The organism is Marinobacter sp. LV10MA510-1 (genome assembly GCF_002563885.1).
GTDB lineage: Bacteria > Pseudomonadota > Gammaproteobacteria > Pseudomonadales > Oleiphilaceae > Marinobacter.
This window is the reverse complement of sequence record NZ_PDJA01000001.1, coordinates 3,486,948-3,499,028: the sequence shown is the minus strand read 5'-3', so window position 1 is coordinate 3,499,028 and position 12,081 is coordinate 3,486,948. Positions and strand designations below refer to the sequence as shown.

Annotated in this window: 8 protein-coding genes and 1 CRISPR repeat array; of the genes, 4 read left to right on the top strand and 4 right to left on the bottom strand. The window is 52.6% G+C overall.

Going from position 1 to position 12,081, the window contains the following annotated elements; genetic code table 11:
- Positions 1–134 precede the first annotated feature (134 nt).
- The 4 genes from csy1 to cas6f are packed head-to-tail and all read left to right on the top strand — an operon-like array spanning position 135 to position 4,046.
- Positions 135–1,481: a type I-F CRISPR-associated protein Csy1 gene (csy1, locus tag ATI45_RS16920; protein WP_098422737.1), complete on the top strand. Its 1,347-nt coding sequence runs from the start codon at positions 135–137 to the stop codon at positions 1,479–1,481.
- Entirely contained in the window at positions 1,418–2,461 is a 1,044-nt protein-coding gene (csy2, locus tag ATI45_RS16915) for a type I-F CRISPR-associated protein Csy2 (RefSeq protein WP_218925853.1), read from the top strand. Before csy1 ends, csy2 begins: the two co-directional genes overlap by 64 nt.
- Positions 2,462–2,488: 27 nt before the next feature.
- A complete protein-coding gene (gene csy3, locus ATI45_RS16910; protein WP_098420802.1) occupies positions 2,489–3,490 on the top strand; it encodes a type I-F CRISPR-associated protein Csy3 in 1,002 nt (333 codons plus the stop codon).
- Between the two features lie 10 nt (positions 3,491–3,500).
- Positions 3,501–4,046 (top strand): type I-F CRISPR-associated endoribonuclease Cas6/Csy4, encoded by a 546-nt coding sequence (cas6f, locus tag ATI45_RS16905; RefSeq protein WP_098420801.1) that lies wholly within the window; start codon positions 3,501–3,503, stop codon positions 4,044–4,046.
- A 129-nt stretch (positions 4,047–4,175) separates the two neighbouring features.
- Positions 4,176–7,567: a CRISPR direct-repeat array (repeat unit 28 nt; unit sequence CTTCACTGCCGAGTAGGCAGCTCAGAAA).
- 91 nt (positions 7,568–7,658) lie between these two features.
- Here the strand turns inward: cas6f and phoU are convergent.
- The 4 genes from phoU to pstC are packed head-to-tail and all read right to left on the bottom strand — an operon-like array spanning position 7,659 to position 12,012.
- Positions 7,659–8,381 carry a phosphate signaling complex protein PhoU gene (phoU, locus tag ATI45_RS16900; protein ID WP_098420800.1) on the bottom strand — a complete coding sequence of 241 codons (723 nt, stop codon included), beginning with the start codon at positions 8,379–8,381 and terminating at the stop codon, positions 7,659–7,661.
- A 44-nt stretch (positions 8,382–8,425) separates the two neighbouring features.
- Positions 8,426–9,343, bottom strand: a complete 918-nt coding sequence (pstB, locus tag ATI45_RS16895) for a phosphate ABC transporter ATP-binding protein PstB (protein ID WP_098420799.1) — start codon at positions 9,341–9,343, stop codon at positions 8,426–8,428.
- A 10-nt stretch (positions 9,344–9,353) separates the two neighbouring features.
- On the bottom strand, positions 9,354–10,631 hold the full coding sequence (gene pstA, locus ATI45_RS16890; protein WP_098420798.1) for a phosphate ABC transporter permease PstA: 1,278 nt from the start codon (positions 10,629–10,631) through the stop codon (positions 9,354–9,356).
- Complete coding sequence (gene pstC / locus ATI45_RS16885) at positions 10,624–12,012, bottom strand: phosphate ABC transporter permease subunit PstC (protein WP_098420797.1); 1,389 nt, start codon at positions 12,010–12,012, stop codon at positions 10,624–10,626. Before pstC ends, pstA begins: the two co-directional genes overlap by 8 nt.
- Positions 12,013–12,081: the final 69 nt, after the last annotated feature.

The window sequence follows — 12,081 nt, the reverse complement described above, 5'->3', positions numbered from 1 at the left end:
GAATATAGCTTCATATTTCTGAGCTGCCTTGCAGCAGTTTCCAGCCTTAGATAGTATCCGAAAACTACGAGGACTTGAATTATAATCCTATGAGGCTATATTCTGCTCAGAATAGGATCAAAAAAAGGAATGTTATGGATAACCTAAACCCACTGGCCGAAACAATAAAGACGTTTATTGCAGACCGTCTGACCACCAAATTGGATGCGTTCGACAAAGATGCTGTTAAGCAGCGCGCAAATGCAGAGCCTGGCGTCGCCATCGCGCTTGAACAGAAACTGCAAGAAAAACGCGCTGAACTTGTAGCCTACTTCCAACCGCAAAACTGGCTTACCGAAGCCGCAAAACGCGCAGGCCAGATCAGCATGGTGACCCATGCGCCCAAATATACCCACTCAGACACCAGGGGAATGGGCGTATTTCTTCAGCCCAACGAGGGCGCTACTGAAATAAAGACCAGCGCATATCTGCATTCACAGTCACTTGACGAACTGGAGCCAGACGTAGTTGGCAACGCCGCAGCGTTGGACGTCGCGCGACTTTTGCAACAGTCGTCAGATGGACACTCGTTGTTGGCGGAAATCGCATCGGGTGAAAGCTCGGCACTTGAGCAATTAGCAGCGGATAACCAGCAGTATCAGTCCTGGTTACATGGATTAAAGGCAGCGCTTCACGATAAAGAGCTAAAAAGTGGCCAGTTATCCAAGCAGCTCTACTTCCCCGTTGAGGACGGGTATCACCTGATTAGCCCGCTGTACGCCTCGTCACTCAATCAGAAGCTCTACATCAAGATAACCAATAGTTTTTACTCCGAATCGTCTAAAAGTATCCGCGAAGCTCGCAAAAAAGGCCGTTATTGTGCCGACGACGCGGTGCGCTTTCCGAACATAGCGGTCCAAAGTTTCGGTGGGACCAAGCCGCAAAATATTTCCCAGTTAAATACCGGCCGCTACGGCCGCGGTTTTCTACTGTCCTCACAACCGCCAGCCTGGAATACTCAAATCAACACGCCCTCCGGAAGCAAACACTCATTCTGGCGGCAGTACGATCGCCGTGCCTGGCGAACGGTGAAAAGTCTGCGTGATTATCTGGAGCGAATTGCCAAGCGCACCAGTACTGTAGAACGCCGTGATCGGCGGGCTGCAATGGTAGACGAGCTGGTCGATATTCTGTTGATTTGCGCCGCAGAGGTACAACAACTGCACGCTCAGCGCGGCTGGAGCGCCGAAACAGATTTGAGCTTTGCAGAACAACTTTGGCTCGACCCTTACAGAACTGAGCTGGACGAAGAATTCAAACAACAACGGGCGAAAAACGACTGGCAAAGCGATATCGCTCGCCAGTTTGCAACCTGGCTAAACAGTCGCCTCAGTTATAAAACAACGTTGAGTGGTTTTAGCGATGCGGAGTTCCAGGAATGGAATCGGCTTTTAGAGAAAAAACTGCTGCTGCTAAAAGACGATCTGGAGGCAGGCCGATGAAATCACTACTTATCCTGAAACATGTACAAGTCCAGAACGCCAACGCAATTGCTGGGCTAACCTGGGGCTTTCCCGGCATAACCAACTTTCTGGGTTTCACTCATGCGCTGTCACGCTATGCAGAGAAAATACAAGGCGTACGATTTGACGGTTGCGCGGTCGTTTGTCACAGCCACCAGGTACAAGCCCACCAGCCCACGCCATACGGAGAATATGTGTTTGCGCTAACACGCAATCCACTAACAAAAGAGGGAAAAACCGCACCTTTCAACGAAGAGGCGCGAATGCACATGGACGTCAGTCTGGTTATCGAATGCGACTTTATCACCGAAGACCTGGATTTTGGTGCAGCCAGCGATTCTGAAAACACCGCCCGATTTGAAAACGAGCTCGCGCGTAAAATCCCCATGATGAGACTGGCCGGCGGCACAATACAGGCAATTCAAGGCGTTGAATTTAAGACGCTGAGCGAAGACTACGACGAACGCAGCAAAGAATTCAGAAAGAGTATGCTCAGATTGCTTCCGGGCTTCATGCTGGTCGATCGTTCACCACTACTGCACGAACATCTTTCCAGTCTGAGAGAACGGCAAGCTGATGCCACCCTGTTGGATGCCTGGCTGGACTTTTCAGCACTCCGGTATCGCGCTTACCCTCAGATTGCGGAAGGAAAAACAGCCGATGAAACAACACCGGCAGAATGGCGCTACGTTGCCAAGCCAGGTGAAGGATGGCTAGTACCCATAACAACCGGATTCAAAGCAATATCACCATTATATCCACCCGGCGAAGTGGCCAACGCCCGCGACCCCAGCGTGCCATTTCGTTTTGTGGAATCGGCGTACGGCGTAGGCCAATGGATAAGCCCTCACCGCCTACGCGACATAAGCCATATTTTTTGGCGCTACCAACAGGATGGCGACTGGTACCTATGTAAAAACGACTATCAATCTGAATCTACACAACTGCTGCAAGACTAAACTCAATCGGAAGAGAAGGATAAAATCATGGCGAAATTAACAACAGCATCTGTACTGGCCTTTGAGCGCAAACTGGCAAACTCGGATGCATTAATGCATTCAGGCTACTGGGATGACCGGGCCGCCGCAGAAAAATGGTCACCGCTGGCCGTTCAAACTAAAGACGTACGTGGCACCATATCCAACCGTATGAAAACTGCGATAGCCGACGACCCGGCAAAAATGGATGCCGAAATAGAAAAAGCCAATCTTCAGCGCGTAGACGTCGCGGCTCTACCTTTTGACGCTGACACCCTGAAAGTACATTTTACCCTGCGAATTCTGGGCGGGCTGGCGACACCTTCAGCCTGCAATAGCCCCGAATATCAAAGCGCTCTTGCAGAAAAAGTAAACGGTTATATTCAAAAAAATAGCTTCGCTGAACTTGCCACGCGTTACGCAGAAAACATTGCCAACGGCCGCTTTCTTTGGCGCAACCGTGTAGGTGCGGAAGCCGTAGAAGTGCACGTTACCCATGGCGACAACCGTTGGATTTTCGATGGCTATAGCTTCAGCTTGCGCAAATTGTCTCAGCCCACCGGCGACTTAAAAGCACTAAGCGATGTAATTCAAAAAGGCCTGGAAGGTGAAGACTTTGCCTTTATCACCGTCGATGCGTTTGTAAAACTGGGCCAAGGCCAGGAAGTGTTTCCGTCTCAGGAACTGATTCTGGACAAAGGAAAAAGCGACAAGAGCAAAGTGCTGTATGACGTCAGTGGCATAGCGGCTATGCACTCACAAAAAGTGGGCAATGCTTTGCGAACAATTGATACCTGGTATCCCGATGCGGATGAAGTTGGCCCGATTGCGGTAGAACCTTATGGTTCCGTAACCAGCCGGGGTAAGGCGTACCGGCAGCCAAAAGACAAAATGGATTTTTACACATTACTGGATAACTGGATTATTAAAGACAAAGAACCGGAGTTGAACCAGCAGCATTACGTAATCGCCACGCTCGTTCGCGGTGGGGTTTTCGGCAAAGCAGATTAAAGGCGACAGAATGAACCACTACATCGATATAAAAGTGCTGTCAGATCCAGAATTCAATACGCCAACGTTGATGAACGCGGTGTATTCGAAACTCCACCGAGCGCTGGCCGCGCTTGATGGAAACTCGATCGGCGTCAGTTTCCCAGAACTGCGTAATACACCGGGGGCACTGCTCAGAATTCATTCAGAACAAGCAACGCTGAATGATTTGATGGAGCAATATTGGTTGAAAGGCCTGGGAGACTATACCGAGGTGACAGCCGTTAAACCCATCCCGGCGAACGTCAGCTATGTCACTGTACAAAGAGTGCAAAGCAAGCAGACGGCCGCCCGCATACGGCGTGCAGTGAAACGTAATTCACTGGAAGTTGAGGTGGCTGAAAGCATGCTTCAAAATCGCGCACCATTAACGCATCCCTTTTTGCGGTTACAAAGCCAATCAACCAAACAGCATTTCCCGCTGTTTATTGAACAAAGCCCTCCACAAGCTGAACCTGTAGAGGGCGAGTTCAATACGTACGGCTTGAGCCAAGGCGCAACGGTACCCTGGTTTTAACCCTTTTTTTGCACGGCGGTTTTAATCGAAAAAAATCAATGAGTTAGGTGGCAGATCAGAAAATAGGTTTGCCGCCTTATTTTTGTCATCGTTCTTTAAAAATTAGTTACTTAGACTATTTTTTAGTTACTTCACTGCCGAGTAGGCAGCTCAGAAAACTGAAGGCGCCATGCACGCCAGACCAGACCCCTTCACTGCCGAGTAGGCAGCTCAGAAATAACGTCCCACTGCTTCCGCGTCTTGCCCTTGCTTCACTGCCGAGTAGGCAGCTCAGAAAGAAGTGGGCAGGCCTGAACTCGAAACCGTGACCTTCACTGCCGAGTAGGCAGCTCAGAAATTGCTGACTTCGCGCAGAACTCTACGATTCAACTTCACTGCCGAGTAGGCAGCTCAGAAAACTGGGAGTCGGCCGCCCTTAGATATGGGCGTCTTCACTGCCGAGTAGGCAGCTCAGAAATGCAAGAAATTGTCTCCTCCCCCGGCGCCCCCCTTCACTGCCGAGTAGGCAGCTCAGAAATCCATGAATCCCTCGATCTGGTACACATCAACCTTCACTGCCGAGTAGGCAGCTCAGAAAATAAAGCAATTCTTTAATCGCGTAGCAGCTGACTTCACTGCCGAGTAGGCAGCTCAGAAAAAAGAACGCAACAATCACCGGCCTTGTGCGGGCTTCACTGCCGAGTAGGCAGCTCAGAAATAGTGGGTCGCCATGAGCCTTGAACCTGTAGTCTTCACTGCCGAGTAGGCAGCTCAGAAATGCGGGATTATTGCGATCGGCTTTTGGATGGGCTTCACTGCCGAGTAGGCAGCTCAGAAAGGCAAAGTGGGAATACGGCAGCACCACATCCCCTTCACTGCCGAGTAGGCAGCTCAGAAAATTACATTTTCTCGGCGCTCAATACATGAGTCCTTCACTGCCGAGTAGGCAGCTCAGAAAGTAAACAGCTTGTTATTGCTTGCCGTTCCCGTCTTCACTGCCGAGTAGGCAGCTCAGAAACTTGAGATGCCCACCGAAGAAGAGGATGACGATTTCACTGCCGAGTAGGCAGCTCAGAAAATGCAGGTATAGCCCTCTGATATCCTTGCGGTCTTCACTGCCGAGTAGGCAGCTCAGAAAAACCAGATGCCGGACCGTTGGCTGCAAGTGACCTTCACTGCCGAGTAGGCAGCTCAGAAATTCCAGAATGTTGAGCTGCTGGCTTGAGAAAACTTCACTGCCGAGTAGGCAGCTCAGAAAGCCAGGTTGTTGCTTGCGGCTTGGACCGCCAACTTCACTGCCGAGTAGGCAGCTCAGAAACAAACAGCTCAGGGATTATCAAGGTTAGGTGCCTTCACTGCCGAGTAGGCAGCTCAGAAACGGGTGCTTATCCATTTCGGCGGGTGACGCGGCTTCACTGCCGAGTAGGCAGCTCAGAAATGGTCGACAGCATTCGGGCCGCCGGGTGCAACCTTCACTGCCGAGTAGGCAGCTCAGAAAATCAAAGACGCCACCCGCGGAAACGGGGTTTTCCTTCACTGCCGAGTAGGCAGCTCAGAAAGGAAAGTTGGAGCAATTCATCGGGGAAGGCGCCTTCACTGCCGAGTAGGCGGCTCAGAAAAGCCAATGCAACGCCCCATCCGTCCGATAAACCTTCACTGCCGAGTAGGCAGCTCAGAAAGATGGAGGCCCCGCACGTTGAAGGGCATGCCACTTCACTGCCGAGTAGGCAGCTCAGAAATTCGATAATGTTGTTCTTCAAGCTGAACTTTCCTTCACTGCCGAGTAGGCAGCTCAGAAATTCAAAGAATCATACGTGCCCCAGCTTAGCTCCTTCACTGCCGAGTAGGCAGCTCAGAAATATAATAAAAGCAATTATTGCTACTTTTTGAACTTCACTGCCGAGTAGGCAGCTCAGAAAGGTGCAAATTTGCATTAGGCTTCGCTTCACGCCTTCACTGCCGAGTAGGCAGCTCAGAAAAGGCTGATCAGCTGTTGTTCCAGATGCAGGCACTTCACTGCCGAGTAGGCAGCTCAGAAAAACAATAGCCGCCAGCTTTCCGTCATCAGATCCTTCACTGCCGAGTAGGCAGCTCAGAAAGGTCATAGATGTGAACGCCATGGCCTCACGGACTTCACTGCCGAGTAGGCAGCTCAGAAATTGGTGATTTCGCGCAGCACGCGGCGGTTTAACTTCACTGCCGAGTAGGCAGCTCAGAAAACTAACAGCATCGCCTGGGCCGGCACAGCATTCTTCACTGCCGAGTAGGCAGCTCAGAAAGGTTCTAGGCCGCGTTCAGCGAACCACAGGAACTTCACTGCCGAGTAGGCAGCTCAGAAAAGAATCGCAAGGTGCGCCGCAAAGAGCGCGACCTTCACTGCCGAGTAGGCAGCTCAGAAAAAAAAACGGGTCTACGCTAATTACTAGAGAAGCTTCACTGCCGAGTAGGCAGCTCAGAAATTCTGGTGCCACGTTGTAATCGTGAGTTAATGCTTCACTGCCGAGTAGGCAGCTCAGAAAGGAGGAAGATGAAGCTTTTGCAGCGATAGAGACTTCACTGCCGAGTAGGCAGCTCAGAAACGGTGAGCATCCCGAATGTGACCTTGGGCGCCCTTCACTGCCGAGTAGGCAGCTCAGAAAAGTGCATCGGCTTTCTGGTGACCTTTGCCGGTCTTCACTGCCGAGTAGGCAGCTCAGAAAGAACGTATCCAACAACACCCGCGCGATGCTTGCTTCACTGCCGAGTAGGCAGCTCAGAAAAAGCTCAAAGCGCACGATGGTCCGGCGCTCGTCTTCACTGCCGAGTAGGCAGCTCAGAAAAATAGAAAGCAAATATGTATCTATCCAGTGATCTTCACTGCCGAGTAGGCAGCTCAGAAAAGGCCAAAACGAACGCATGCAGTCGCCCACAACTTCACTGCCGAGTAGGCAGCTCAGAAAAAAGAGCAACGACCAAATCATTAAATCTTGCGCTTCACTGCCGAGTAGGCAGCTCAGAAAAGCAATTGAGCGGCCAATTCTTCGCGGTGATCCTTCACTGCCGAGTAGGCAGCTCAGAAATGTCACCTGACGATTTTGTTTTTGCACAGACTCTTCACTGCCGAGTAGGCAGCTCAGAAAGGTTGCACCAACAAACGTTGCGATGCCAGAAACTTCACTGCCGAGTAGGCAGCTCAGAAAAGGTTCAAACAGACTCGAAGTGGCATAAACAGCTTCACTGCCGAGTAGGCAGCTCAGAAAAAGCGGGACGCAGAGCAGGCTGCACAGAGAATCTTCACTGCCGAGTAGGCAGCTCAGAAATGGGATGACCACGTTTCGTTCTGTATTGACGCCTTCACTGCCGAGTAGGCAGCTCAGAAAACCCAGCAACCGGGCTTGCTTTATCGCCTTGAACTTCACTGCCGAGTAGGCAGCTCAGAAATACAGAAACAAAGGTGCGCACATATCACCCAACTTCACTGCCGAGTAGGCAGCTCAGAAATTTGAAACCCTAAGCTGGATGCAACCAGTCGCGCCTTCATTGCCGAACAGGCAGATCGGAAATAACGGCCGCAGACGTTAATTAAACCGGCGCGTTTCAACCCCAAGCAGGCAAGGCATTAACACGAAGCTCGGCTTAGCGCTAAACTTTACCCTACCGCCCCACTACCCGCTCTTTTTCTTCCATCGGCGTATGGCGTACATCCTCACCCTTAACCATGAAAATCACGTTTTCGGCAATGTTACAGGCGTGGTCTCCTACCCGTTCCAGAGCCCGCAGTACCCACATGATCGACATGCAGCGGGATATGTTGCGGGTATCTTCCATCATATGGGTCAGAAGGGTGCGGGTGGCGGCCTGATACTCTTCATCTACTCGTTTGTCTTCCTTCATGACTCGCAGCGCCTGTTCGGCGTCCAGCCGCGCAAAGGCGTCCAGGGAATCGTGCAGCATGGCGTGCACATGGCTGCCAATGTGGCGGACTTCCACGTAGCCGAGTGATGTCTGGCCCTCTGCCTCCAGCTTCAACGCCAGTTTGGCGATTTTTTTGGCCTCGTCGCCCACCCGCTCCAGATCGACCACCATTTTGATGACCGCAATAACCAACCGAAGGTCCCGCGCCGCGGGCTGGCGCCGGGCGATAATGAGTATGGCCTCTTCATCGATGTCAATTTCCATTTGGTCAACGCCACGGTCGCCTGCGCGCACTTGTTCCGCCAGCACGCTGTCGTTGGTGGTCAGCGCCTGCACGGCACTGCCAATTTGCGCTTCCACCAGCCCGCCCATTTCCAGAAAACGGGTTTTCAGTTCCAGCAGTTCATTGTTGAAACGCTGGGAGATGTGATCGCCATACACTTGGTCTTTGTTATTCGGCATTGTATTGCTCCGTAAATAGTCTGGCCCTACCGGCACAGGCTGGCTTAGCCGAAACGGCCGGTAATGTAGGATTCGGTCAGCGGGTGCTGGGGAGAGGTAAACACCGTGTCGGTTTTGTTCACTTCCACAAGGTGACCCATGTGGAAATAAGCGGTGCGATTGGAAACCCGAGCCGCCTGTTGCATGGAGTGAGTCACGATGACGATAGTGTAGCTTTCGGACATCTCGGCAATCAGTTCTTCCACCCGTGCAGTTGCAATCGGGTCAAGGGCCGAACAGGGCTCGTCCATCAGGATCACTTCCGGACTGACGGCAATGGCGCGGGCAATACACAGCCGCTGCTGCTGGCCGCCGGACATGCCGGTTGCCATGGCATCCAGACGGTCTTTAGCCTCGTTCCACAAGCCCGCCTTGCGAAGACTGTTTTCGACAATGTCGTCAAGCTCGGACTTGCGATTTGCCAGCCCGTGGATTCGGGGCCCATAGGCCACATTGTCGTAGATCGATTTTGGAAAGGGATTCGGCTTTTGGAACACCATCCCTACCCTGGCCCTCAGTTCAACCACGTCCCGCTTGGAGTCATAGATGTTCTGATCGTCCAGCTCAAGAGAGCCTTTAACGCGGCAAATCTCAATGCTGTCATTCATGCGATTCAGGCATCGCAAAAAGGTTGATTTACCGCAACCAGAAGGACCGATGAAGGCAATGACTTCGTTCCGGCCAATATCCAGGCTGATATTATTGATAGCCCGGTCTGCGCCGTAGGAAACGTCCACATTACGCAGCTTGAATTTAGGGTCGTCGGCAAATGGCTTTCCAACCGTCTTACCTTCTTCAATCACGGTATCTTCGGGCTTGTCTTCCATCACGGTATCTTTGCCCCTGTCTTCAGACACAGGAATCGCTGCCCCCTTGCCTCGCATGTCGGCTTCTGCGGAAATACTCGGACTCATCGTGTTCATATCCTTCTCCTTACCAGCGACGCTCAAGCCGCTTGCGCAGCCAGATCGCCAATGCGTTCATAATGATCATGAAAGTAAGCAGCACCATGATGGCGGCGGATGCCAGCTCCACAAAACCTTGCTCGGAGCTGCTCGCCCAGAGGTAAACCTGTACCGGCAGCACAGTGGCTGAACTGAAAAACCCATCCGGTACATCCACGATAAACGCCACCATACCAATCAGCAGAAGCGGTGCGGTTTCACCCAGAGCCTGAGCCATACCGATGATGGAACCGGTCAGCATGCCGGGCATGGCCAGGGGCACCACATGATGGAGCACCACCTGCATCTTGGAGGCGCCAACACCCTCGGCCGCCTCCCGTATTGAAGGCGGGACACTTTTGATGGCGGCACGGCTGGAAATAATGATGGTTGGAAGCGTCATTAACGCAAGCACCAAACCACCTACGACAGGAACCGATCGGGGCATTCCGAACAGGTTTATGAATACCGCCAGGCCCAACAAACCAAATATGATAGACGGTACCGCAGCCAGGTTATTGATATTCACTTCGATAAAATCGGTAAGCTTGTTCTGGGGCGCGAACTCTTCCAGATAGACCGCTGCCGAAATTCCCACGGGGAATGAAATGGCCAGGGTCACCAGCATGGTCAACAGGGAACCGACAATCGCGCCAAGAACACCGGCGTTGGCAGGCTCCCTGGAGTCACCTCGGCTGAACAGCACATCGTTGAAGCTGGTGTCGATAATCCCTTTTTCTAACAGCTCGTCCACCCAACCTTGCTGCTGTTCGGACAGTTTGATGCTGTACCGCGGATTGTCCGCATGCTTGACGTACACCGACACCCGATCATGGGTGGGGAACTCAATGGTCTGGGTGGTACCCAGAAGCTCCGGGTTTTCTGTCAGTAAATTGCGGATTTCGCTGTCTGCAAAGGTACCCAGAAAACGGCCCAGCTGACGCTTCTCAGCCGCGCTGGCTGCCTCAGGAACTTGCGCCTGCAAGGCGGCGATAATCGGCGCCTTGAAATCCGCGTTGGACCATTGATCCTCATCCGTCGGATCATCCAGATACATCATCCCCGAATCGAGAGTCACTTCCAGGGTGATGGTGGTCTTTACGAACCCGGTGTGCCCTTTGCTGATAATATCGGCGAACAGGATAAACAGGGACGCGAGTGCAATGAAAATCGCCAGAATTCCGTACAGTCGGAATCGACGTTCCTTACGGTACCGGCGTTTCAGCGATTTGCGGACCCTCTCCGCCTGAGAACTTTGATCAGTCATACTGTTCCCTATATTTGCGTACGATCTTCAGTGCGACCACGTTGAGCAGCAGCGTGACAATGAACAGCAACATGCCCAGAGCGAAGGCCGAAAGCGTCTTGGCGCTGTCGAACTCCTGGTCACCCACCAGCAGCGTCGCAATCTGCACGGTTACGGTGGTCACCGAGTCCAGCGGATTGGCCGTCAGGTTAGCCGCGAGGCCTGCCGCCATGACCACAATCATGGTTTCACCGATAGCACGGGACGCTGCCAGCAGAATACCGCCAATAATGCCCGGTAAGGCCGCCGGGAAAATCACCTTCTTCATGGTTTCCGACTGCGTCGCACCCAAAGCCAAAGAGCCATCGCGCATGGTCTGAGGTACCGCACTGATCACGTCATCTGACAGCGATGACACGAACGGCACAATCATAATGCCCATCACCAGACCGGCGGCCAGAGCACTCTGGGAGGAGGCCTCAAGGCCCACTATTGCGGCAAGGTCACGAATAAACGGGGCAACGGTCAAGGCCGCGAAAAAGCCGTAAACAACGGTAGGAATGCCCGCCAGCATCTCCAGCACAGGCTTTATTGTCGAGCGCATACGCTTGCTCGCATACTCTGAAAGATAGATGGCAGACATCAGTCCAACGGGCACGGCAACCAACAAAGCAATGGCGGAAATCAGCAAAGTGCCGGTAAACAGGGGAATAACACCGAAAGCGCCTTCGGAACCTATCTGATCGATCCGTATAGCGGTTTGAGGACTCCAGCTGGTTCCGAACAGGAACTCGGTAATCGGCACTCTGTCGAAGAAACGCATGGTTTCGAGAAAGACCGAGAATACGATACCTGCGGTGGTCAACACGGCCAAGGCAGCACACGCAAAGAAGATTCGGCGCAGGGTGGTTTCTACGTTTTTTCTGGCGTTTATGTGGGGCGCTACGCGAGTCCAGGCAAAGGTTGCTCCCAACACGGCAATCAACACCACCAGGATGGCCTTAAAGTTCCCGCTCTTGTCTTGCATGGCTTCCAGCAATGATGCCGCCCCGGTAATATGCTCCGGCAAAAACTCAGGGTTGAGGCTGCCAGCTGCCACGTTGCTGATTTGAGAAAGAATCAGGCTTGCCTGTCCGGCCGACTCCGGCCAGGTATCCTGGGGCAGCGATGCGATCACAATGCCCTGAATGACCTTGTCTTCAAAACCGGCCCAGACTACCAGCACAATCAGTGCCGGAATAGCACACCAAAGCGCTGCACGCGCCGCGTAGTAAAAAGGAAGAGCCTTGAGATTCCGGATGCCACCAAGGGGCGCTGCCACAGCCCGGGATCGCATATAAGCGAGGCCATAGGCAACCACGGCGAGAACCAGAACCAAGGGCAGAAGATTGGCCGTCTGCATATCAGTCTCTGTGTTGATGGTTTTGAGTTAGCTGGGCACCTATTCTGCCAGCTTGCCGCATAAAAATAT